Source organism: Pseudoclavibacter sp. Z016 (genome assembly GCF_002931215.1).
Classification (GTDB): Bacteria; Actinomycetota; Actinomycetes; order Actinomycetales; family Microbacteriaceae; genus Pseudoclavibacter.
The window spans coordinates 1-21,393 of record NZ_PSTU01000021.1 but is presented as its reverse complement, the minus strand read 5'-3'; the positions used below and the strand labels follow the sequence as shown (position 1 = coordinate 21,393).

Genomic DNA, 21,393 nt, shown 5'->3' with positions numbered 1-21,393 from the left:
CGACTGCTCGAGGGGCGCCGCCCTAGATCATACGCAACGTCTCGTCTACTCAGTTTGTGAATATGATGGCCGTCATGTCAGAGCGAGACGCCGGTGTCGAGGAACGCGCGACCACCGGCCACAAGCAGGGCCCGGTGCGCAGCGAGGCCGCCCGCGTCGCGGTACTCGAAGCCACGTCGAAGCTCTTCGCCGAACGCGGCTACGAGCGCCTCACCATGGAGGGAGTCGCCTCGGAGGCCGGCGTCTCGAAGCAGACCATCTACCGCTGGTGGCCCTCCAAGGGAGCCCTCGTCTCCGACTGCCTCCTCCAGGGGCAGCTCTTCCCCAACCGCTTCACCGTGCCCAACACGGGCGAGCTTCGGGACGACCTCACCGCCTGGCTCGGCGCAGTCCTCGCGCTCCTCGGCCAACCACAGGGCGAGCTGCTCGTGCGCTCGCTCATCGCCGCATCCGTCGAGAACGAGGACATCGGCAGGCGACTCCACGAGAGCCTCGGCGCCAGCCGATCCCTCACGGAACGCTTCCAGATCGCCATCGCGCACGGCCAGCTGGCACCGGATGCGCGCCTCGAGGAGATCGGCGAGGCCATCATCGGCGCGCTCCTGCTCCGAGCTCTGAGCAGGACCGAGTCGAGCGAGGCCAGCATCCAGCGACTCCTGGACGCCGTGCTCGGACCCGCCCAGCCGACGGGGCGCACCGGGGCCTGACGCTCGCGTAGCCCCCGGCCCAGACCCAGCCCCAGGCCTGACCCCAGCCCCAGGCCCGGCGCCGGCGCCGGAACGCGGGTCAACGCGTCGGCTGGCCAGTCTCGCGCTCGTCGCGCACCTCGCGCAGCTCGGCGTCGCGGAACGCTTCCACCTGCGCCCGGAAGTGTTCGGTCTTGGCTTCCGCGATGTCCCGCGGGCGGTTGTCCGCGCTCGCGAAGAACTCGTTCCACCGCGAGCGCAGCACCTGCAGCACGAGGCGCGGAGTGACGTGCACTCGACGGTTGCGGGCATCCTCGTCGGCGAGCTGCACGAGTTCGCCGGCGGCCGCCGCTGCGGCGTCCTCGGCGTCGACGACGGAACCGGCGTCACCCTCACCGGCGGGCGCTGCCGTCCCGCTTCGCTCCGCTCCGTCGGCTCCGCGGGTGTCGAAGGGGTCCCTGGCATGGTCGACGCAGAGCTCAGCGACGCCCTTCGCGTGGTCGTACATGACGGAGTGCGCGGCACCCTCGATCTCCCACGTGGAGGCGTGAGGCAGGAGGCCCTCCATGTCGCGCAGCCACTGGCGCGGCACGAGCGAGTCGTGCTCGCCCCGGATGAGCAGCGTGTGGGCCTGGATGCGCGGCAGGACGTCCTCGATCCGGTAGCGCATCATCCGCGGCAGCACGGCGGAGAACCAGCGGAACCCGCACAGCAGGTACGCGCCCGTGGCGAGCATCGCCACACGGAACGGCTCGCGCGCGGACGACTCGAGGAAGCGGAACGCGAGCTTGGGGAGCGACCGCTCGCGCGGGTTCGTGACGGGCCCGATGAGCACGACCGTGCTCAGCTCGGGCCGCTGCGAGGCCAGCTCGGACACCACCTGCGTTCCCATCGAGTGGCCGACGAGCACGGGGTCCTCGAGTCCGAGCTCGTCGATGACGGTACCGACCACGGCGGCGTACCGCTGGATGCTCATGGGCCGCTTCGGGTACGGGACGCCCGCGAACCCCGGCAGGTCGAGGGCGTGGACTGGGCCGAACTCGCCGAGGCCGGGAGCGAGGTTCTCGTAGTAGTTCGAGGCGACGCCGATGCCCGCGATGAGCACGAAGGCGCGGTCGCCGTCGGCGCCGATCGTCGAGACGCGCGCGCGGACCTCGCCGTGGCGGATGTACCGGACGTCGACGCGCTTCCGCATGTGATCGCGGGCGGAGGTCGCTGCAGAGTCGGGGGCCACGGGCTCCACTGTAACCAGGGCGCCGCGACCCGATCGTCAGGGCGGCGGGGGCGAGCGGTCGCCGAGGTTCGAGCTATTCCCCGAGGAAGCGCGCCGTCGGCCGACCGGCCGCCGGCTCGAGCAGCACCACCTGCCCGTTCAGGATGCGCGGGCACGTCGCCCCGGTGACAGCTTCGATCCCTGCCCGGAGGAAGACGCCGTGGCTCACGACAACCGCAGTGCCGGGAGCCCCGAGCAGGGCGGTGAGGGCCTCGCCCGCCCGTTCCGCGAGCTGCGCCGCCGTCTCCGAACCGGGGTAGTCCCCGCCCGGCCAGCGCTCGGCGGCCTCAGCCACGCGCATCCCCTCAGCCCGACCGAAGTCGCGCTCGAGCAGTCCGGGCTCGACCGCGGGTTCGGGAACGCCGAGGTGCGAGCCGACGATCGCCGCCGTCTGCGCCGCGCGCGTCAGCGGAGACGTGATCACGCTCCCCCACCGCGCCCGCGCCAGGAGCCGACCGGCGGCGTGCGCCTGCAGTTCGCCATGCGCGTCGAGCGCGATATCGCTGCGCCCCTGCAGCCGACGCTCCAGGTTCCAGGCGGTGCGGCCATGCCGCACGAGGGCGAGCGTCACGCTGAGGTCCGCGCGAACGTGCCGGCGAACGTGCCGTCGGCGGAAGTTCGAGCGTCCGTGCGAGAGACCGAGCGAGCGTCCGTGCTGGCGCCGGGGTCGGCGGCAGCAGGCTCCGGGGCTACGCCGTAGACGCGGGCCCGCGCGATACGCACGACGACCAGGTCGCCGACCCTGGGGCGAACTCCGCGCGTCCGCGCACGCAGCCGCAGGCCGGCCCAGTCGAGCACGAGGTCGCTGCCTTCCGTGGTGAAGAGCGCCGACCTGACCGTCGCGAGGGCAGCATCGTCTCGGCCGGCCTCGGCCCCCTGGACCTCGACCTGCACCTCTACCTCGACATCGCTCGGGAGGATGGCCGCCTGCACCGCACTCTCACTGCCCCGCTCCCCGAAGTCGAGCCGAGCCTGTTCCACGCGCAGCGGGTGTGCATCCGCAGCGAACCCGGCCGCACCAGAGACCATCGCGCCGTCGACGATCGTCGCGTCGGAGAGGAACTTCGCGATGAACGGCGAGGCGGGCCGCATGACGAGCTCCTCCGGCGTGCCGAGCTGCTGGATGCGCCCACCGTCGAGCACGGCCACCCGGTCGGCGAGGGCGAGGGCCTCGGAGCGGTCGTGGGTGACGTGCACCACCGTCAGGCCGAGCTCACGCGTGAGGGTGTGCAGCTCGAGCCGGAGACTGTCCCGCAGCGGCTCGTCCAGCGCGGACAGCGCCTCGTCGAGCAGCAGCACCCGCGGTCGCGCCACGAGTGCGCGCGCGATCGCCACACGCTGCCGCTGCCCGCCGGAGAGCGTCGCCGGGTTGCGCTTCGCGAACCCCGTGAGCCCCACCATGTCGAGCACCTCGTCGACGCGGCGGATGCGCTCCGCCTTCTCGACTCGCGCGCGGCGCAGCGGATAGTCGACGTTGCGTCCGACGTTCCAGTGCGGCCACACGGCGTGCTGCTGGAACACCATGCCGAGCTCGCGGGCCTCCGGCGGCACCGTCGCCCCGGACCCCGCAACCACCCGATCGCCGATGCTCACCTGCCCCGTGGTGGGCGCCTGGAACCCCGCGATCGTGCGCAGGAGCGTCGTCTTGCCCGACCCCGAGGGCCCGACGAGCGCGAGGAACTCGCCGTCACGCAGCGCGAGGTCGATGTCGTCGAGGCCGACGGTGCCGCTCGGGAAGCGGACGGAGACTGAGTCGAGGGTGACGGATGCCACGGGGTGCCCTTCTGGGAGATCGAACGGGACGGGAGAGCGGCTGGTGCTGAGAGCGCAGCCGGCACGGGACTGGAGCAAGGGATGAGCGAGGCAGGGGCCAGCGAGTCAGGCGCGATCGAGGCAGGAGTCAGCGAGACCGAGCGGTGCTACTTCGGCGCCCGCGTGGCGATGCCGATGACGGCGACGCCGAGGAGCGCAACGATGAGCGACAACGCAGCCGCCGTGTTGAATGCCCCCGCCTGCTGCAGGTTGAAGATCGCGACGCCGAGGGTCTGCGACCCCGGTGAGAGGAGCAGCACGGAGAGCGTCAGCTCGCGCACCGCGGTGACGGCGACGAGCACCGCCCCGGAGATCGCGGCGGGCGCCGCCATGCGGCTCGAGATGTCGAAGAGGGCGCGCATCCGCCCGGCTCCGCCGATCCTCGCGGCCTCCTCGGCACTCGCCGGGGTGCTCGCGAGCGGCGCCGCCACGGCCTGCACGACCAGCGCCGTGAACGACGTGATGTAGGCGCACAGGATGAGCCACGGCGTGTTGAACAGGCCGATGTGCGGTGCGAGGACAAGCCACGCGACGGCGATGACGATGCCGGGAACCGCCTGCGGCAGCATGGCGAGCGCCCGAAGCGGGCCGCTGCCGCGCATCCGCGTTCGGGTGGCGAGCACCGCGATGCCGAGGCCGAGGAGCCCGCAGACGAGGCCCGCGAGCACCGCCAGCATCACCGAGTTCGTGGCCCCCTTGACCGCGTTGGCCGAAGTCACAGCCTTCACGACGTTGTCGAGCGTCAGGTTCTCCGGGGTGAAGGCGAGGCCGGGCGCTCGGAGCAGCGACTGCTGCAGCAGGGCGAGCAGTGGCAGCACCGTGACGGTGAGCACAAGCACCCACGTCACCACGGAAGTGGGGACGCGCCCCCGCCCGAGCGGCAGGAGCTGCGGCGCCGACGACGACGAGTCGAGCTCCCAGCGACTCCTGCCGATGACGAAGTCGACGACAAGCGCCGCGAGGGCGAGCACCAGCAGGACGACCCCGATGGTCGCGACGACCGCGAGCGGCTCATCCACGGTGCCCGACTGCAGGTAGCGGTAGACGAGCGTCGCGAGGGTCGTGTACTGCTCGGGGAGGCCGATGATGGAGGGGATCCCGAAGTCGGCGAGGTTGCCGACGGCGATGAGCACGAACGACGACAGCAGTGCGGGCCGCAGGAGCGGCACCGTGATCGTGAAGACGCTGCGTGCCGGGCTGGCCCCGGCGATGCGCGCCGCCTGCTCGAGGTCGGACGGCACCCGGCGCAGGGCAGCCGAGACGATGAGCATCGCGATCGGGTAGCTGTGCACCGTGAGGAGCAGGATCACTCCGTCGGCGCCGTAGATCGACCAGAGCGGGCCGCCGAACGCCTGCGTCCACCACAGGTTCACGGGGCTCGTCGGGCCCGCGATGCCGAGCCACGCGATCGCGCCCACGAACGGCGGCACGAGCAGCGGCGTGAGCGCGAGGAGACGCAGGCCGCGACGGCCGGCGAGGTCGGTGCGATCGAGCAGCACCGCGAGCGCCGTGCCGACCGCGACGGCACCGAGCGCGGATGCGCCCGCCGAGACGAGGCTGTTCGTCGCGGCCTCGACGACGTCGGCCTGCCAGAGAACGTGCAGCTGGGAACCGCCGGCCGCGAGCACGAGGATCGCGCCGATGGGCACGAGGACAACCGCGGCGACGGCGACCCAGAGCGCCAGCGACAGCCCGTGCACCCCGTCGAGCGTGGCCCGGCCCGAGCTGCGGGGCGCCGCGGAGGCGGTGCCGCTGCTGACAGCGGCACCGCTCCCGGGTGTTGTTGCGAGTGTGCTCATGAGAGAGACAGCGTGCTCGCTACAGGAACAGCGTGCGGAACTTCTCGACCGCGGCGTCCTGGCTGGCGCGGATGGTCTCGAGCTCCGGGGAGAGGATCGTGATCTCATCCATCGCCGGGGCACCCTCCGGGGTTCCGACGTCGGCGCGCACCGGCAGGTACGACTGGCTGACGGCGAGCTCCTGGCCCTCCGCGCTCACGAGGAAGTCGACGAACGCCTTCGAGGCGGCCTCCTCCTCGGTGTTCGCGAAGATGCCGACGGGCTGCGACACGTACGGCACGCCCTCCGTCGGGTAGGAGACGGCGATGGGCGACCCCTGGGCGGCGAGCTCGCGGGCCAGGTAGTCGACGACGATCCCGACGGGCTGCGCGCCCGTCGCGATGGCCTGGGAGACGGGGCCGTTGCTGTCGGCGATCACGGGCTCGTTCGCGGCGAGGTCCGTCAGCCACTGCTCGCCGAGCGCCGGCTCGTCGAGCCACACGGCGGCGTTGTACGCGGCCGCGCCCGACACGTCGGGGTTCGGCATGACGAGCTTGTTCGCGTACTCGGCGTCGGTGAGCTCAGCCCACGACGTCGGCGGCTCGGTGACGAGGCCCGTGTTGTAGGCGATGACGGTCGGGATGATGCGCGTGCCCGTGTAGTAGCCCTCGGGGTCGACGACGTCCTGGTTGAGCGACTCGACGTCGGTCGGCGAGTACTGCAGCAGCAGCTCGTCGGCGGCGTAGTCCTCGAAGGTGCCCGCGTCGGCGGCGAGGAACACGTCGGCCTGCACGCCACCCGAGGCCTGCTCGGTCGCGACACGCGTCGTGAGGTCGCCAGTGCCGGCACGGAACACCTCCACCGTGACCTCCGGGTGGATCTCGGTGAACGCCGCGACGAGCGCATCCGCCTTCTCCTGCGGCTCGGACGTGTAGAGGGTGATGGTGGCGGCTTCGAGCGCGGATGCCGCCGCGGGGCTGGCGTCGCCACTCGCCGCGGTGCTCGGGGAGCTCGCGCAGCCGGCGAGGAGGACGCCGGCGAGGCCGAAGGCCGCGAGCGCGGCTGGGGTGCGGAGGGAGTTCATGATGACCTAACTGTTCGAGGGGAGAGCGGGTCTGCGGGGGAAGGGCTGAGGGTGAAGAGCGGGGAGGGATGCTCGACGGTGACGCTGGAGGCGCTGACGCCATCCGGCGTGAGGTGCACGAGCGAGAACATCGAGCGGTCGAAGCCGCTGACCGTGCCGGGTTCTGCGTCCATCACCTGGTGGTAGGCGAGCGCAGGCCCGACAGAGACGTGCACGCCCCGCATCGTGGCGGCGAGCGGATGGTGGAAGTGACCGGACAGGATCATCCGGACGTCGGTGCCCTCGACGATGTCGAGGAAGTCTGCTGCGTCGCCGAGCCCGGCGCGGGCGAGCATCGGCAGCGGGGACCCGAGCGGCGGGTGGTGCATGACGATGATCGAGCCGGAGCCGAACGGCTGCGCGAGCTCCGCGTCGAGCCACGCGAGCTGCTCCGAGCCCAGGCGCCCGGGGGACGAGTCGAGCAGCACGAAGCGCCACGCGCCGACGTGCACGGCCCGCGGCACGGCAGTTGTGGGAAGGGTGCCGTCGGGCAGGGTGTCGTCGGCCAGGGTGTCGTCGGGCAGGGCATGCCCGGGCAGGATGCGCGCCGCGTCTCGGTCGTCGTGGTTGCCGAGCACCGTGAGCACAGGCACGCCCCACGCCGCTTCGAGCTCGAGGAGCGCCTCGCGAAGCGCCGGGTAGGCGCCCTCGTTGCGCCGTTCGATGAGGTCGCCGCTGATCACGATGACCTCCGGGGTGACGCCTGCCGCTCTCGCGTAGTCGCTGGCCGCGTGCATCCGTCGAATGCCGTCGACCGCCCCGTAGAGGGGTGCGCCGACCGTGGCGTGGACGTCGCTCAGGTGGAGCACCGTGGTGCGGTTCGGTGCCGCGGCGGTCGCCTCGGCACCTGCGCCTGCGTTCGTCGCGGTGCCTGCGTTCACGTCGGTGTTCACGTTCGCCGCAGTGCTCGCGTGCACGTCAGCGCTCACGACCGAACCGAGGCTGCCTGGGCGGCCTTGCTGCGCAGGGCGAGCACCTGCTCGTCGGTGAGTCCGTGGCGGCGCAGGTACGCTTCGGCGCCGCCGAGCTCGCGGATGATGGTGAGCGCATGCTCGAGGGCTTCCGGCGGGCTGTCGAGGTGCAGGCGGAGGATCTCGTCCCGCTGGGCTGCGGGGTAGGCGGCGGCGACGGCGAGCGCGTACGGCTCGCGCACGGAGCGAACCTCGACACCGGAGAGCACGTAGTCGGCCACCACGTCGGCCTCGCTCGCACCGCCCACGAGCTGGGCCAGGGCGACGACGAGCCCGGTGCGGTCCTTGCCGGCAGTGCAGTGGACGAGCACACCGCGTTCCGCGTTGGCGAGCACCGCGACGGCCTCAGCGAGCGCACCTCCCCGCCCCCGGAGGAGCGTCTCGTAGATGTCCTCGAGGCGTCCCGCGACGGGGGGCTCGCTGCCGTACAGCGGCACTTGGCGCACCGGGACACCGTGCTCGCGCTCGCCGGACTCGGCGCGCTCGCGGAGGTCGAGGATGAGCGAGACGCCCAGGGCACGCAGCGCGGCCTCGCCGTCGGCGGCGAGCGCGTCCGGTGATCCGGCGCGCACGATCCAGGGTGACGTCGTGCTGGCTGCGCGGGCGTTGAACAGCCCGTCGATCTCGATTGCCCTCACGAGCACCTCCCGTTGCGTGGAATCCGGCCCGTTACATTGATTCCGCAGGGCCTGGAACGTTGTTACATCGGGAGTGTGACGAGCGAGAGTGAACGCGCGGTGACGAGCGTCGAGCGCGCGGATGAACTCCGGGAGACGAGTGCGCGCAAGGACTGAGGGGCTGAGGATGACCAGCCAGATCGCCGCGCGCGCAGGTGCTGGACTGCGGACGCGTGAGAGAACGGTCAGGTTGCGCGCGGTTCGGTGCGGTGCGGTGCGATGCGGGCGCGGCGCGATGCGGGCGCGGCGCGATGCGGCGTGGCGTGGCGTGGCGTGGTTCCACAGCTTCAGGCGGCGCGGCGTGGGCTGCTCCCCGCCTAGGTCCATGTCCGCGTCCCCGCTTCCGTCTGCGTCCACGTCCACGTCCACGTCCACGTCCACAACCAATGGGATGTGCGGGCTTTTCGCAACCGTGATGGGTTTTTACCCATCACCAGTCACCGAAACCCCGCACGCGCCTCCGCAGAACCCATCACGGTGGCGAAAACCCCGCACGCCTTGACTCCACGCATCCACTCCACCCCTCGGGACCCAGCCGCCATGACCCAGCCGGCGCGACCCGGCGCGGCGCGGCCTGAGCCCCGTCCCGTCCCGCTCTACGCGCCCGTCCCCGCCTGCGTCCTCATCTCCGCCGCCCGGGCCGTGCGGGCTTTTCGCATCCGTGATGGGTTTTTACCCATCACCAGTCACTGAAACCCCGCACGCGCCTCCGCAGAACCCATCACGGTGGCGAAAACCCCGCACGAAGCGACTCCACGCTTCGACTCCACCCCTTGGGCCCCAGCCGGCACGACCCGGCCGCCACGACCCAGCCGGCACGACGCGGCGCAGGAGACGGCGACGCGAGAGGGCTGGCATGCGCCGGGATTGCGGGTGCGAGGGCACCTCGCAGGCCAGTCGTCGCAGATCAGGCCTCACAGGCCAGGCCTCGGAGGCCACACCTCGGAGGTCAGTCTTCCGAGAGCGCGTCGGCCACGACGTGCCGCATGCCGACGACCTCGTCGCCGCCGATGAGCTCCGACAGCGCAGAGTGGAACGCGTGGAGCACGATCGTGTGGCCGAGCCGCGCGAGGAACGGATCGATGTCGTGGGCGGTGCCCGCGGGTCCGGTCGTCACGACCACGTCGGCGACCCGTCCGAGCGGCGAGCGCGCGTAGCTCGTGACCAGCACCACGGTGGCGCCCTGCGCACTCGCAGCCTCGGCTGCCCGCAGCGACTGCACGTTCGCACCGGAGTAGCTGAGGGCGAGGCACACGTCACCGCTCGAGAGCGAGCGCACCGCGAACTGCTGCGCGAGCGCATCCACGGGAGCCTCGACGGAGTGACCGAGCGTGCTCAGGCGCATCGCGAAGTCCTGCAGCGGGGGCCCCGAGAAGCCGCTGCCGACGAGCACGACGCGGCGGGCGCCCCGGAGCGCCGCGACAGCCGCGACGATGCGCTCAGGGTCGACGCTCTCCTGCGCGAGCCGGACCGCGTCGATCGCATCGTCGAACGTGCTCGCCTCTCGCACGGTCCCCTGCTCCCGCGGGGCGAGCGGCGCCGATCGCGCGAGGTCGAGGCGGAGATGCTGGAAGCCGCGGAACCCGAGGCTCTGGCAGGCGCGGATGACCGTGGCCGTCGACGTGCCCGCGGCGTCCGCGAGCTCCGCCGTCGACCACTCCACGATCTCATCCGGCCTGGCGAGCACCATGTGCGCGACCTTGCGCTCACTCGGGCCGAGGGCGGCGGATGCGGCGCGCACGCGGGCGAGCACGCTCAGCTCCGGGCGCGTCACGCCCCGCAGCCGCTCTGGATCGTGCACTGGCCCTGACATGAGACGGAGGGTACACGTCCGCGTGAAACACTGACCAGCATGCGTGCAATCACGGTTCCTACCCCCGGCGGGCCAGACGCCCTCGTCCTCTCCGACGTCGACGAGCCGACCCCAGGGCCGTTCGAGGTCATCATCGATGTCGCGGCTGCCGGCGTGAATCGCGCCGACGTCGCGCAACGCGAAGGCAAGTACCCCTCCCCCGATGGCGCCCCGGCCTGGCCAGGTCTCGAGGTGAGCGGAACCGTCGTCGAGATCGGAGCATCCGTGACCGCCTGGAAGGTCGGAGACTACGTCGTCGCGCTCCTCCCCGGCGGCGGCTACGCCGACCGGGTCGCGGTCGACGAGGGCCTCGTGCTCCCCAAGCCGCGGCGAGTCGACCTCGTCGAAGCCGCCGGCCTCCCGGAAGCCGTCGCGACCGTCTGGTCGAACCTCTTCATGAGCGCTGGCCTCGAAGCGGGCGAGACGCTCCTCGTGCACGGCGGCACGAGCGGGGTCGGCACGATCGCCATCCAGCTCGCGACCGCCCTCGGAGTGACCGTCTACGCCACCGCCGGCACGCCAGAGAAGGTCGCCATGACGGAGCAGCTCGGCGCGACCCGAGGCATCAACTACCGCGACGAGGACTTCGTCGACGTCATCGCGCAAGCCACGGGAGGCCGCGGCGTCGACGTCGTGCTCGACATGATCGGCGGCGACTACCTCGCCCGCGACGTCAACGCGCTCGCCACCGGCGGCCGGATCATGGTCATCGCGGCGCAGGGCGGCAACGAAGCGACCATCAACGTCGGCCGCCTCATGCAGAAGCGCGGCCGCATCTGGGGCACGACCCTGCGCGCCCGCCCCCTGGAAGAGCGGCGTGCGGTCATCGCCCAGGTGCGCGAGCACGTGTGGCCGCTCGTCGAGGCCGGCAAGGTGCGCCCCCTCCTCGACACCGTCGAGACCCTCGACTTCACGCATCGAGCACACCAGCGCATGGAGTCCGGCGAGCACATCGGCAAGATCCTCCTCGCCGTGCGCTGACCGGCGCGCAGGACCCGAGGCTGATCCGCCCGTGCGCACCGGGTGGCCCTCACCGACCGATGCAAAGCGGCAGACGCGCGCTGGCGGACACCCGCCGACCGACGCTCATCCACCGGTGCGCGCAGGCCTGGGCTCATCCACCGGCGCGCACCGCCTGCCCCTCAGAGCAGCTGCGCGTCGATGCCCTTCCGACGGAGCCCCTCGATGACCTCGTCGTCGACCCCGAGCAGGGTCATCGACGTGAGGTTCGGGAAGTGGCGCGTGTCGGTGAAGTCGGCGATATCGAAGGTGGAGTCGTCGCCGCCCCACTGCGGGGCGATCTCCAGGTAGATGTCGTTCCCGCCATCCTGGAAGAGCTCCTCGACGCTCGGCGCATATTCACTGGGCACGGGCAGCGAGCGGAAGTACTCGAGCACCTCGGGGATCGGCTCGGTGATCTCCTGCGAGAGGTCGATCTCGCGGTCGACGTGCTCTTCGAGAAAATCCGCGAGCACGAACTGCGGGGTCAGCAGCTCCTGCTCGTACATCAGCTCCTGGATGACGGCGAGCTTGAAGTTGAGGTCGGCGAAGTCGATCGCCTCGCTGGGCAGGTCGCCGGCGGGCTGGGTCTTGGTGGAATCGCTCATGCGGGCCATGCTGGCGGAAGCACTTGAGCGTCCGCCGAGATGCCCAGGGCCGAATTGTGGTCGCTCAGGCCATCGCTTGACGACCACAACTCACTTCTCGACTCGGCGAGCGGGGCGTGAGGCGACTCGGCGAGCGGGGCGTGGAGGGGGAGGCACGCGGGCACCGGGCCTGGCCGCTTTCGCGTTGTTGCGCAGGCTATGCGGGAGAGACCCGGCAGCACGTTCCGGAAGGCTCGCGAGGAGCATAGAGTCCACGGCATCGACATCGATTCCGGGGGGGGGTCCCATGTGCCGAGTTGCAGGCGGAAGCCGCACATCCGAAGCCGACTACGACCACATCGTGGAGGCCGACTCTCTGCCGAGGCCGAGGTCCGGAGACACGTGGACGCGTGAGCGCGGGTACGCGGTGAAGGTGGCCGGCGACGACTGGCTGTTCTTCGCGAACCTCGCGGCCGCGTACACGTTCGGCCGCGCGGGCCACATGTCGGCGCGGTCCACGAGCTGGTCCGTGCGGGAAGCGGTCGACGAGATCAAGTTCGACGAGCAGACGGGACGCGAGGTGCGCACCCTGCATCTGCTCTTCGGGGCGGACCACGCGAATCGCAGCGCAGCGAGCGACCGCGAGCTGCTCACCAGCTTCGTCGCGAGTGTCAGCGAAAGCCCAGCGTCACCGCTCTTCTCGTAGACGAACCTGCTCAGAGACGAACCTGCTCGGAGGAGTCCACGCTCGGCGGCCCCGTCTCGGAGATATCCCGACTCGGACATTTCCCTCGCAGGCGGCTCGTCACAGGGCAACCATCGCGGAACGCCGCAATCCAGCGCAGAACGATCGTCCTCCTGCGAGAATGCGGACATGCCTGAAGCGAAGCGTCGCATCTCCGTTGTCCTGTTCGAGGGGTTCGAGCTCCTCGACGTGTTCGGCCCGGTGGAGCTGTTCCGGCTCGACCCGTCGCTCTTCGACGTCGAGCTGATCGCACCGCACGCTGGGCCGGTGCGCAGCTCGCAGGGACCCGAGGTCATCGCGACCAGCGGCTTCGCCGACGCCACGCGGCCCGACATCGTGCTCGTCCCCGGTGGGCAGGGCACGCGCGCCCTCGCCGTCGACGCCGGGTTCCTCGGCTGGCTCGCTGAGTGGGCGGCGGATGCGCGCCTCGTGACGTCCGTCTGCACGGGTTCCGCGCTGCTCGCGGCGGCCGGTCTGCTCGACGGGCTCCGGGCCACCTCCAACAAGCGGGCGTTCGCCTGGGCGGCGTCGCACGGCACCTCGGTCGAGTGGATCCCGCAGGCGCGTTGGGTCGAGGACGGAAACCGGTGGACTTCCTCCGGGGTGGCCGCGGGGATGGACATGACCGCCGCCATCATCGCCTCGATCCACGGCGCTGACGTCGCGGCGAGGGTCAGCGACGCCGCCGAACTCGACGTGCACACGGACGCGAGCTGGGACCCGTTCGCCGAGAAGAACGGACTCGCCTGATGGCCCTCGAGCTGCGCCCGAACTGCGAACGCTGCGACATCGACCTGCCCCCGCACGCTGAGGCCTACATCTGCACCTTCGAGTGCACGTGGTGCGGCGACTGCGCGGCCACGTTCGAGGGTCGGGCGTGCCCGAACTGCGGCGGCAACCTCGAGCGTCGCCCCGTGCGCCCGGCCTCGAAGCTCGCCGCGAACCCGCCGAGCACCGTTCGGGTGCACGGCGGGTAGCGACGCGGCTCCCGGCGCTCCGGCCAGGCCAACACGCAGATCAGGCCCGCACGAACGCTAAGCCCGCACGAGCACCTTCATGCCCTTGCCCGCGCGGAGGCTCTCGATCGCCCCGACCACGTCGTCGACGGCGACGTCGTCGACCCAGCCGTCAGCCGTGTATCCGCCAGCCGCCATCGCGGCGATGACCGCGTCGAAGTCGCTCTGCAGGTAGGCGAGGGTGCCCACGATCGCCGTCTCGCCCATGACGAGCTGCGTCGGCAGGAAATCCATGGGCCGCTCGTGGATGGCGACGACCACGACGCGCCCACCGGGAGTCAGGTTCGCGAGCGAGGCCGCGACAGCTGGCCCGACTCCGGCAGCGTCGAAGGCGACATCCACGCCGTCCCCGCCAGTGATCTCAGCGACCCGAGCCGAGAGGTCCTCCGTCGTCGGGTCGACGAGGTTCGCCGCTCCGACGCCGGCGATCGCAGACCGGCGACCCTCGCTCGGCTCGGACACGATGACCGTCTCGACGCCCTTGGCGCGCAACGCGAACCACACGCCGATGCCGATCGGGCCGGCACCCGAGATGAGCGCCGTCTGCCCGGCCTGCACGCCGCTCTGCTCGACCGCGTGCCATGCGACCGCCATCGGCTCGACGAGCGCCCCCAGGCGCAGGTCGACGTTCTCGGGCAGCACGTGCAGCTTGCTCGCATCCACCGTCGTGAATTCGGCCATGCCCCCACCGTGCGAGGAGAGGCCGTGGAAGCCGATCTTCGTGCACACGTTCGGCTTGCCGCGACGGCAGGCCGCGCACTCGCCGCACGCGTAGATCGGCCACACCGCGACGCGGTCGCCGAGCTGCACCGAGTCGACGCCCTCGCCGAGCTCGACGACGGTTCCGGAGAACTCGTGGCCCAGGATCTGCGGCGGCAGCGAACCCGTGACGGGGTGCGGATGCTCGAAGTCGAGGCCCGAGCTCTCCGGCGCGTAGTAGACGTGCAGATCGGAGCCGCAGATGCCGGCGTACGCGTTGCGCAGCTTCACCTGGCCCGGGCCGGGCGTGGGTTCGGCGACCTCCTCGACGCGCACGTCCTCCTTGCCGTGGAACACCGCGGCCTTCATGCGAGGAACTTCCGCAGGTCGGGGTAGCCGGTCGTCGACCAGGCACCGTCGACGACCAGGTTGTCGCCGGAGATGTAGGAAGCGTCGTCGCTCGCGAGGAACAGCGCGGCCGATGCGATCTCCTCCGGCTGCGCCGCGCGGCGGAAGGGGATGCGCTCGTCGTACGCCTCCTGCACGCCGGGAATGTCGGTGAGGCCCTTCGTGAGCGGGGTCGCGACGAGGCCGGGCGAGACGGCGTTCACGCGGATGCCGTGCTCGCCGAGCTCGAGCGCCGCCTGCTTCGTGAGCATGACAGCCGCGGCCTTGGAAGCCGTGTAGCCGACACCGAAGTGCATCGGCACGAGCGAGTTGAGGGAGGCGACGTTGACGATCGCCCCAGCCTTGCCCTCGGCGAGGAACTGGCGGGCCGCGAGGCGGGTGCCGTTGAAGGCGCTGTAGAGGTTGAGGCGGACCGTGAAGTCCCAGTCGGCGAACGAGATGTCGGTGAGCGTGCCCGAGCGGGACCCTCCCGCGACGTTGAAGAGCGCGTCCAGCGTGCCGAATTTCTCGACCGTCTCGGCGATCAGACCTGCGAAGTCGTCCTCGTCGGTCACGTCGGTGCGGCGGCCGATGACGTCGCCACCGAAGGTCTCGCCTGCTGCGGCGACGAGCTCGGCGTTGATGTCGGCGACGACGACACTGGCGCCTTCGGCGACGAGGCGCTCCGTGATCTTGGCCCCGATGCCCGAGACGCCTCCCGTGACGATCGCGACCTTGCCGGCGAATCGGCCTGGGCCGGTTGCGGTCGTGTCTGCTGCTTGCGACATTGCTCACTCCGTTCTGCCCGCCGTCGTTGGCGTGCCGTCCTAGCGTACGCCGGTTATCAGGCACCTGTCAGATAGTTTGCTGTGGACCCACCCCGCAGCCCATAGGGTGGGCGGATGGATCCGCGTCAGGCACGAACACGCACCGCCCTCCGCGCGGCGATCTACGAGCTCGCGGCCGCGCAGCCCATCGCCGATGTCACCGTGGCGCAGGTCGCCAGAGCCGCCAGCATCACCCGCGACACCTTCTACCGGCACGCACCCACGCCAGAGCACCTCCTCGCGGCGTTCCTTGGCGAGGAGATCGACACCCTCATGGCACCCCTCGAATCACTGCCAGCCAGCAGCGGCAGCGAGCTCAGCGTCTTCGACGAACCGGAGCGCGAGCTCCTGCGGCACGTTGCTCGCCACGCGAAGATCTACCGCAACGCCATGTCGCCGCGACTCACCGGGGCCGTCCGCGACACCCTCGTCGACCGCATCGAGACCGGCCTCCGCACGCACCTCGACCGCCACCCCGAGATCGCGCCGACAGCCCAGCCCGGCATCGACCGCGAACGCCACGCGCGCCTCCTCATCGCCTACGCCGGCGGAGGCACCGTCAGCGCCATCGAGGAGTGGCTCCGGTCCGGGGAGGTCGACGACGTGGATGCGGCAGCCCGCACGATCATCGCCGCCTCCCCCGATTGGTGGCTCGGCCGGGCGTAGGCCTGGAGTGGGCTGGGGTGGGCCGGCGGCCGGCGCCCGGCAGCGACCCGCATGTTTTGACGATGCTGTTTCCTGAGCGTGGCAGCAGGCTGGGAGTTGCGTGACCATGCCCCGGTCACGGGTCCGCGACGCCGTCCGGCGGCTAGCGTCGCTCTGATGACCACCACCTCGAACGGCGACGCCCAGCCAACGAAGCAGTCTGCGCAGCAGGCAGCGAAACAGCCGACACAGCAGCCCACGCTCACCACGTACCGCGTGCTCGTCATCGGCGGCGGAAACGCGGGCCTCTCCGTCGCGGGCCGACTGCAGCGAGCCGGCATCCCCGACATCACCGTCATCGAGCCGCGCGTCAACCACGTCTACCAGCCCATGCTCTCGCACGTCGCCGGCGGCACCGCGAAGGCGAGCCAGGCGACTCGACCGCAGGCCGACGTCATGCCGACGGGAGTGACGCTCCTCCGCGACGCCGTCGCCTCCGTCGACCCCGAGACCTCATCGCTGGTCCTCGAATCCGGCCGACGAGTCGGCTACGAGCACCTCATCGTCTGCCCGGGCATCGTGCAGGACTGGGATGCGATCCCCGGCCTGCGCGCAGCCCTGCAGTCGCCGCGCGTCGCATCCAGCTATGAGATCAGGCTCGCCGACAAGACCTCGCACCTTCTCCGCGACCTGCGGGACGGCACCGCCGTGTTCGTGCAGGCCCCCGAGCCTGCCTCGTTCGCCGGCGCCATCCAGAAGCCCATGTACCTGGCGTGCGACTACTGGCGCGCACGGGGCGTGCTCGACCGCATTCGGGTCGTGCTGGTGCTGCCGGACGCCACGCCGCTCGGTGTGCCGGAGATCGACGCGGAACTCGAGCGCAAGGTCGACGAATACGGCATCGAGGTGCGCCGCGAATCGCGGCTCAGCGAGGTGATCGCCGACAGCAGCACCGCGGTCATCGGCAAGGCGACTGTCGGTACCACGGCCGACGTCGAAGGCGAGCCCAAAGGCGAGCCCGAGCGCATCCACTACGACGCCCTCGTCGTGGAACCCCCGCAACGGGCTCCCGCCTGGATCGCCGAGGCGGGTCTCGCCGCGGCGGTGCCGCTGACTGGCAGCGAGGGTGGATTCGTCGACGTGGACGGGCGCACCCTGCAGCACCGGCGCTACCCGAACGTGTGGTCGCTCGGCGACGCCGCCGTCTCGGGGAGCCAGCGCTCCGGCGGGGCACTGCGGAAGCAGACGAAGGCCCTCGCCGAGAACCTCGTCGGCGTGCTCGGCGGAAACGGCGCGCGGAGCGAGTACGACGGCTACACCGTCGCTCCGTTCACGGTCTCACGCTCGCGCGTGGTCTTCGCGGAGTTCGACGCCGATGGGCAGCCGCGCCCGAGTATCCCCTTCTGGAAGGGACTCGCGCGCGAGCGTCGGCTCACCTGGGTCTTCGACCGACGCGTGCTGCCGTGGGTCTACTGGAACCTCATCCTCAAGGGCCGCGCGTAGCGTGAGGCGATTCGCGAGAGGTGCTGGCCGGGTTTCACTCAGGCTCAGGCTCAGGCTCAGGCGATGACGACGGCCGTGCCGTAGGCGACGATCTCCTGGTAGTTCTGGTCGATCTCGTTCGAGTCGTAGCGCATCGCGACGACGGCGTTCGCTCCGGCCGCCTCCGCTGCCGCCTTGAGGCGAGCGACGGCTTCCGCCCGGGCCTGCTCGAGCTGCGTCGTGAGGCCCTTCAGCTCACCGCCGCCGAGCGACTTGAAACCGGCCGCGAACTGCGCACCGATGTTCCGCGAGCGCACAGTGAGGCCCGAGACCTCGCCGATGACGCTCGAGATGGATGTGCCGGGAACGTCATTGGTCGTCACGATGATCATGAGGGAACGCTACCGAATCCGGGGCACCACGGGAAGTCCTCGGACACCTCCTCCGGCTCGAGCGGAAGGCTCGCTTGGGAGGCTCGGGGGCGCTCGGCGGCTCGCTTGGGACGCTCGTGTGGGAGGCTCGAGAGCATGAAGCGTGCGCTCGCCATCGTCACCGTCGTGCTGGGGCTCAGCCTCGCCGCCTTCGCGGCTGCCGCCGCCTTCGGTCCTGCCGGCGCCCTCGCAGCTGGCCACCCGGACACGGCCGACCCGGGCACTGCCGAGTTCCTCGTGGGCCTCGGCTACGCCGGCCTCATGCTGGTGCCCGCGAGCGCGCTCGTGCTGCTTGTCCTTGGCCTGATCGCCCTCGTGCGCATCGCACGCGCGGACGCGTGAGCCAACCGGGCCGCACGACGCTCTCCGTCCTCGAGCGACTGAGACGGCCCCACGACGGCAAACAAAAAAGGCCCGCTTTCGCGAGCCTTTCCTGCATCTGTCTCAACACAGAGCTTCGTACTCGAGCCTGGAAGCTCTGGTACCGTGCGCCCGAAGGGATTCGAACCCCTAACCTTCTGATCCGTAGTCAGATGCTCTATCCGTTGAGCTACGGGCGCCCAGTCTTTCGCTTGCGCGATTGACCAGGGGATAGCTTACACACGACCCTGGCGCACCGCAAACCCGGCGGGTCGCCCGTCATTTCGGGCAAGACCACGAACGATCCGCGCGCACCCATGCAGACGCACAATGCTCGGACGAAACCCCCGGAGTACCCTCGAACGAGTGACCCCTGACCGCGCCAGCACCCCGAAGCCCCCATCCACCGGCAACCCCTGGCTCGGACACCTCGGCGGGTCCCGCGACTACCGACGCATTCAACTCGCGATGCTCTGCGCGGGGTTCGCGACGTTCGCGCAGCTCTACGCCCCACAGGCGCTGCTGCCCGAGATCTCGACGACCTTCGCGATCGACCCCGCGACGGCGGCGCTCATGGTGTCGATGGGCACCCTCGGCGTCGCCATCTCCGTCCTGCCCTGGTCGATAGCAGCCGACCGGATGGGGCGCGTCCGGGCCATCACGATCTCCATCTCGAGCGCCACCGTGCTCGGTCTGCTCATGATCCTCATGCCGAGCTTCGAGCTGGCGCTCGCGCTGCGCCTCCTCGAGGGGCTCGCGCTCGGCGGCGTCCCCGCCTGCGCCATCGCCTACCTCAACGAGGAGCTGCACCCCACTGCCGCTGCAGGAGCAGCCGGCACCTTCGTCGCCGGCAACACCCTCGGTGGACTCGGTGGCCGCATCGTGCCGACCCCCGTCGCCGAGCTCCTCGACTGGCGGCTGGGCCTCCTCACCGTGTCCCTCATCTCCGTCGCCATGGCGGTGCTCTTCATCTGGCTCATCCCCAAGCCGCGCGGGTTCGCCCCGCTCGCCAAGCACGCGGGCGGAACCCTCGGCGCGAGCATCGGCCGCGCATGGAAGGCCATCGCCGCGCACCTCTCCAGCACCAGGATGCTCGGCCTCTTCGCGCAGGGCTTCTTCCTCATGGGCGGATTCGTCGCCGTCTACAACTTCCTCGGCTTCCACCTCACGCAGTCGCCCTACTTCCTCCCCGTCTGGCTCGTGTCGCTCGTCTTCGTCACCTACCTCGCCGGCTCGTTCTCCTCGCCCTTCATCGCGCGCCTCGCCGGCCGTCACGGACGCAAGGTCGTGCTCCTCGCATCCACGGCCGTCTCCCTCGGCGGCCTCGCGCTCACCCTCGCGCCGCAGCTGTGGCTCGTCATCACCGGCCTCGCGATCTTCACGGCCGCCTTCTTCGGCGCGCACTCCGTCGCCGTCGGCTGGGCAGGCGCCTACCCGACCCGCGGCCGCGCCCAGGCAACCGCGCTCTACAACCTCGGCTACTACGGCGGTTCAAGCCTCTTCGGGTTCCTCGGCGGCGTCTTCTTCCAGCACTTCGACTGGCCGGGCGTCATCTGGATGGTCGGTGGCCTCACCATCATCGCCGGGCTCCTCGCCCTCTTCCTGCTCCCCTGGAAGGGTGAGACCGCCGCCACCCAGGCGGTTCGCGTCCCCTGACCCGCCAACGCGCAGCGTCGTCGCACGTCCGCAACCGCAACTTCACGTAATCGTCACAGGCAACCCCGCGCGGGGCCTGCCAAGGTGAACGCCGAAGTGCGACGCTAGGAACGCGCGCACACGCCGCCCCACGCACGCGGCACCGGCACGCTGCCCAAGCACCGCATCCCAACCCAGCACCGACACAGAAGGAGGGCACATGACGAAGGCGCCCACCTCTACCAGCACATCGACCTTCGACAGCGCCACCCAGCTGGCCGCCGTCACCCGTTCGGTGCGGATGCAGGAACTCGACGGCCACGACGGCTTCGTCATCACCCTCACGCAGACGTTCGCCGCGAAGCGCAGCTCGCTGTGGTCGGCGGCCACCGAGATCGCCCGCCTCGCCCAATGGTTCGCGCCCGTCGACGGCAGCCTGCGCCAGGGCGGCACCTACCAGATCCAGGACAACGCGCACGGGCACATCACCGGCTGCCACGCCCCGGACTCGTTCACGCTGACCTGGGAGTACGACGGCGAGCACACGCACATCGAGGCCCACTTCACGAAGGTCGACGAGGCCCACGCCACGCTCACCCTCGAACACCACTCCCCGACCGACGAGGAGACGTGGCCCAAGTTCGGCGTCGGCGCGACCGGAGTCGGCTGGGATCTGAGCTTCGCGAGCCTCGCCCACCACCTCGAGGCTGGCGCGACCGTTCCCCTCGAGACAACCTCGTGGGTGCGGGGCGACGACGCGCGGAGCTTCCTCATGCTGAGCGCCGAATCGTGGGCGGATGCCTCCATCGCTGCCGGCTCGGACGAGGCAGACGCTCGCGCCGCGCAGAAACGCACCACCGACGCCTACCTCGACGGCCTCGACGCGGCAGACGCCTGATCTTCCGCGCAGCAGACGCCTGAGCTTCGGCGCGGCTGACCCCAGAGCTTCGACACGGCAGACCCCGATCTTCGACGGCCCGACCGCCTGCGTCCACGGCCATACCGCTGCAGTCTCCCGAGCCCGGACCCGCGTTCCCGAATCCCGTCTCGCGAACCCCGAATCCGGAATCCCGATCCCGATTCCCAGCTAGCGAACCCCGAATCCGACCTCCCGACCCGCGCCTCTCGACTCGCGCCTCTCGACCCGCGGCTCTCAACTCCCGCCTCTCGACTCGCGCCTCTCGACCCGCGACCGACTCGACGCCTCAGCCGCCGCCCTGCCTCCAGCCCCCTCGCCCTCGCCCTCGCGCTCGCCCTCGCCCTCGCGCTGGCCCTCGCTGCCCCCTCCGGCGCCCAGGGCTGACTTGTGGTCGTCATTCCGGGCCCGAAACGACCACAAGTCAGCCCTGGGCAGCGGAGGGGGTGCGCCAGATTGGGAAGGTGGATGGGCGGGCCTGCGCGGCGGGGC

Annotated in this window: 22 protein-coding genes and 1 tRNA gene; 10 read left to right on the top strand and 13 right to left on the bottom strand. The window is 70.9% G+C overall.

The genetic code is table 11. From position 1 onward, the window contains the following. Nucleotides 1-74 precede the first annotated feature (74 nt). Nucleotides 75-707 (top strand): TetR/AcrR family transcriptional regulator, encoded by a 633-nt coding sequence (locus tag C5B99_RS17665; RefSeq protein ID WP_104244553.1) that lies wholly within the window; start codon nucleotides 75-77, stop codon nucleotides 705-707. Between the two features lie 79 nt (nucleotides 708-786). Here the strand turns inward: C5B99_RS17665 and C5B99_RS17660 are convergent, their stop codons facing one another. From C5B99_RS17660 to C5B99_RS17625, 8 genes are all read right to left on the bottom strand, one after another. Next, on the bottom strand, nucleotides 787-1,920 hold the full coding sequence (locus tag C5B99_RS17660; protein ID WP_258063547.1) for an alpha/beta fold hydrolase: 1,134 nt from the start codon (nucleotides 1,918-1,920) through the stop codon (nucleotides 787-789). Between the two features lie 73 nt (nucleotides 1,921-1,993). Continuing rightward, a complete protein-coding gene (locus C5B99_RS17655) occupies nucleotides 1,994-2,530 on the bottom strand; it encodes a histidine phosphatase family protein (protein ID WP_181058172.1) in 537 nt (178 codons plus the stop codon). Then, nucleotides 2,527-3,732, bottom strand: coding sequence for an ABC transporter ATP-binding protein (locus tag C5B99_RS17650; RefSeq protein ID WP_104244518.1), 1,206 nt, complete (start codon nucleotides 3,730-3,732; stop codon nucleotides 2,527-2,529). The genes C5B99_RS17655 and C5B99_RS17650 overlap by 4 nt, the downstream gene beginning before the upstream one ends. A 146-nt stretch (nucleotides 3,733-3,878) precedes the next feature. Further along, on the bottom strand, nucleotides 3,879-5,570 hold the full coding sequence (locus tag C5B99_RS17645; RefSeq protein ID WP_104244516.1) for an iron ABC transporter permease: 1,692 nt from the start codon (nucleotides 5,568-5,570) through the stop codon (nucleotides 3,879-3,881). 19 nt (nucleotides 5,571-5,589) lie between these two features. Then, nucleotides 5,590-6,633 carry an ABC transporter substrate-binding protein gene (locus tag C5B99_RS17640; protein ID WP_104244514.1) on the bottom strand — a complete coding sequence of 348 codons (1,044 nt, stop codon included), beginning with the start codon at nucleotides 6,631-6,633 and terminating at the stop codon, nucleotides 5,590-5,592. After that, a complete protein-coding gene (locus C5B99_RS17635) occupies nucleotides 6,630-7,601 on the bottom strand; it encodes a metallophosphoesterase (protein ID WP_258063546.1) in 972 nt (323 codons plus the stop codon). Before C5B99_RS17635 ends, C5B99_RS17640 begins: the two co-directional genes overlap by 4 nt. After that, nucleotides 7,598-8,281, bottom strand: coding sequence for a tyrosine-protein phosphatase (locus tag C5B99_RS19420; RefSeq protein ID WP_181058170.1), 684 nt, complete (start codon nucleotides 8,279-8,281; stop codon nucleotides 7,598-7,600). Before C5B99_RS19420 ends, C5B99_RS17635 begins: the two co-directional genes overlap by 4 nt. A gap of 988 nt (nucleotides 8,282-9,269) precedes the next feature. Continuing rightward, nucleotides 9,270-10,133, bottom strand: coding sequence for a MurR/RpiR family transcriptional regulator (locus tag C5B99_RS17625; protein ID WP_104244510.1), 864 nt, complete (start codon nucleotides 10,131-10,133; stop codon nucleotides 9,270-9,272). 39 nt (nucleotides 10,134-10,172) lie between these two features. Here C5B99_RS17625 and C5B99_RS17620 point away from each other — a divergent pair, with 39 nt between their 5' ends. Further along, complete coding sequence (locus C5B99_RS17620) at nucleotides 10,173-11,153, top strand: NAD(P)H-quinone oxidoreductase (RefSeq protein WP_104244508.1); 981 nt, start codon at nucleotides 10,173-10,175, stop codon at nucleotides 11,151-11,153. A 161-nt stretch (nucleotides 11,154-11,314) separates the two neighbouring features. Here the strand turns inward: C5B99_RS17620 and C5B99_RS17615 are convergent, their stop codons facing one another. Beyond that, nucleotides 11,315-11,779: a DUF6892 domain-containing protein gene (locus C5B99_RS17615; RefSeq protein WP_104244548.1), complete on the bottom strand. Its 465-nt coding sequence runs from the start codon at nucleotides 11,777-11,779 to the stop codon at nucleotides 11,315-11,317. A gap of 286 nt (nucleotides 11,780-12,065) precedes the next feature. Between C5B99_RS17615 and C5B99_RS17610 the strand changes: the two genes are divergently transcribed. The 3 genes from C5B99_RS17610 (at nucleotide 12,066) to C5B99_RS17600 (ending at nucleotide 13,480) form a co-directional block, all read left to right on the top strand. Then, a complete protein-coding gene (locus tag C5B99_RS17610) occupies nucleotides 12,066-12,464 on the top strand; it encodes a hypothetical protein (RefSeq protein ID WP_104244506.1) in 399 nt (132 codons plus the stop codon). A 168-nt stretch (nucleotides 12,465-12,632) separates the two neighbouring features. After that, a complete protein-coding gene (locus tag C5B99_RS17605) occupies nucleotides 12,633-13,253 on the top strand; it encodes a DJ-1/PfpI family protein (RefSeq protein ID WP_104244504.1) in 621 nt (206 codons plus the stop codon). Then, nucleotides 13,253-13,480, top strand: coding sequence for a DUF1272 domain-containing protein (locus C5B99_RS17600; RefSeq protein ID WP_104244502.1), 228 nt, complete (start codon nucleotides 13,253-13,255; stop codon nucleotides 13,478-13,480). The genes C5B99_RS17605 and C5B99_RS17600 overlap by 1 nt, the downstream gene beginning before the upstream one ends. A 57-nt stretch (nucleotides 13,481-13,537) precedes the next feature. On the opposite strand, the gene C5B99_RS17595 is transcribed toward C5B99_RS17600, so the two are convergent. Both C5B99_RS17595 and C5B99_RS17590 read right to left on the bottom strand, forming a co-directional pair. After that, nucleotides 13,538-14,587, bottom strand: coding sequence for a 2,3-butanediol dehydrogenase (locus C5B99_RS17595; RefSeq protein ID WP_104244500.1), 1,050 nt, complete (start codon nucleotides 14,585-14,587; stop codon nucleotides 13,538-13,540). Beyond that, nucleotides 14,584-15,393 carry an SDR family NAD(P)-dependent oxidoreductase gene (locus C5B99_RS17590; RefSeq protein WP_104244498.1) on the bottom strand — a complete coding sequence of 270 codons (810 nt, stop codon included), beginning with the start codon at nucleotides 15,391-15,393 and terminating at the stop codon, nucleotides 14,584-14,586. The genes C5B99_RS17595 and C5B99_RS17590 overlap by 4 nt, the downstream gene beginning before the upstream one ends. Before the next feature lie 114 nt (nucleotides 15,394-15,507). Between C5B99_RS17590 and C5B99_RS17585 the strand changes: the two genes are divergently transcribed. After that, entirely contained in the window at nucleotides 15,508-16,098 is a 591-nt protein-coding gene (locus C5B99_RS17585) for a TetR/AcrR family transcriptional regulator (RefSeq protein ID WP_104244496.1), read from the top strand. Between the two features lie 156 nt (nucleotides 16,099-16,254). After that, nucleotides 16,255-17,580, top strand: coding sequence for an FAD/NAD(P)-binding oxidoreductase (locus C5B99_RS17580; RefSeq protein ID WP_104244494.1), 1,326 nt, complete (start codon nucleotides 16,255-16,257; stop codon nucleotides 17,578-17,580). 56 nt (nucleotides 17,581-17,636) lie between these two features. Here the strand turns inward: C5B99_RS17580 and C5B99_RS17575 are convergent, their stop codons facing one another. After that, nucleotides 17,637-17,951: a heavy metal-binding domain-containing protein gene (locus tag C5B99_RS17575; RefSeq protein ID WP_104244492.1), complete on the bottom strand. Its 315-nt coding sequence runs from the start codon at nucleotides 17,949-17,951 to the stop codon at nucleotides 17,637-17,639. A 135-nt stretch (nucleotides 17,952-18,086) separates the two neighbouring features. On the opposite strand from C5B99_RS17575, the gene C5B99_RS17570 reads away from it, so the two are divergent. Further along, a complete protein-coding gene (locus C5B99_RS17570) occupies nucleotides 18,087-18,332 on the top strand; it encodes a hypothetical protein (RefSeq protein ID WP_104244490.1) in 246 nt (81 codons plus the stop codon). Nucleotides 18,333-18,477: 145 nt separating this feature from the next. Here the strand turns inward: C5B99_RS17570 and C5B99_RS17565 are convergent. Continuing rightward, nucleotides 18,478-18,550, bottom strand: a tRNA-Arg gene (locus tag C5B99_RS17565). A 166-nt stretch (nucleotides 18,551-18,716) separates the two neighbouring features. Here C5B99_RS17565 and C5B99_RS17560 point away from each other — a divergent pair. Both C5B99_RS17560 and C5B99_RS17555 read left to right on the top strand, forming a co-directional pair. After that, nucleotides 18,717-20,006 carry an MFS transporter gene (locus C5B99_RS17560; RefSeq protein WP_258063545.1) on the top strand — a complete coding sequence of 430 codons (1,290 nt, stop codon included), beginning with the start codon at nucleotides 18,717-18,719 and terminating at the stop codon, nucleotides 20,004-20,006. Between the two features lie 199 nt (nucleotides 20,007-20,205). Continuing rightward, complete coding sequence (locus tag C5B99_RS17555; RefSeq protein WP_104244486.1) at nucleotides 20,206-20,883, top strand: SRPBCC domain-containing protein; 678 nt, start codon at nucleotides 20,206-20,208, stop codon at nucleotides 20,881-20,883. Nucleotides 20,884-21,393: the final 510 nt, after the last annotated feature.

Coding starts and splice junctions, on each gene's coding strand:
- C5B99_RS17610 (WP_104244506.1), top strand. CDS start 12,066: ATGTGCCGAGTTGCAGGCGGAAGCCGCACATCCGAAGCCGACTACGAC.
- C5B99_RS17620 (WP_104244508.1), top strand. CDS start 10,173: ATGCGTGCAATCACGGTTCCTACCCCCGGCGGGCCAGACGCCCTCGTC.
- C5B99_RS17570 (WP_104244490.1), top strand. CDS start 18,087: ATGAAGCGTGCGCTCGCCATCGTCACCGTCGTGCTGGGGCTCAGCCTC.
- C5B99_RS17585 (WP_104244496.1), top strand. CDS start 15,508: ATGGATCCGCGTCAGGCACGAACACGCACCGCCCTCCGCGCGGCGATC.
- C5B99_RS17665 (WP_104244553.1), top strand. CDS start 75: ATGTCAGAGCGAGACGCCGGTGTCGAGGAACGCGCGACCACCGGCCAC.
- C5B99_RS17555 (WP_104244486.1), top strand. CDS start 20,206: ATGACGAAGGCGCCCACCTCTACCAGCACATCGACCTTCGACAGCGCC.
- C5B99_RS17625 (WP_104244510.1), bottom strand. CDS start 10,133: ATGTCAGGGCCAGTGCACGATCCAGAGCGGCTGCGGGGCGTGACGCGC.
- C5B99_RS17575 (WP_104244492.1), bottom strand. CDS start 17,951: ATGATCATCGTGACGACCAATGACGTTCCCGGCACATCCATCTCGAGC.
- C5B99_RS17605 (WP_104244504.1), top strand. CDS start 12,633: ATGCCTGAAGCGAAGCGTCGCATCTCCGTTGTCCTGTTCGAGGGGTTC.
- C5B99_RS17595 (WP_104244500.1), bottom strand. CDS start 14,587: ATGAAGGCCGCGGTGTTCCACGGCAAGGAGGACGTGCGCGTCGAGGAG.
- C5B99_RS17600 (WP_104244502.1), top strand. CDS start 13,253: ATGGCCCTCGAGCTGCGCCCGAACTGCGAACGCTGCGACATCGACCTG.
- C5B99_RS17580 (WP_104244494.1), top strand. CDS start 16,255: ATGACCACCACCTCGAACGGCGACGCCCAGCCAACGAAGCAGTCTGCG.
- C5B99_RS17645 (WP_104244516.1), bottom strand. CDS start 5,570: ATGAGCACACTCGCAACAACACCCGGGAGCGGTGCCGCTGTCAGCAGC.
- C5B99_RS17615 (WP_104244548.1), bottom strand. CDS start 11,779: ATGAGCGATTCCACCAAGACCCAGCCCGCCGGCGACCTGCCCAGCGAG.
- C5B99_RS17640 (WP_104244514.1), bottom strand. CDS start 6,633: ATGAACTCCCTCCGCACCCCAGCCGCGCTCGCGGCCTTCGGCCTCGCC.
- C5B99_RS17590 (WP_104244498.1), bottom strand. CDS start 15,393: ATGTCGCAAGCAGCAGACACGACCGCAACCGGCCCAGGCCGATTCGCC.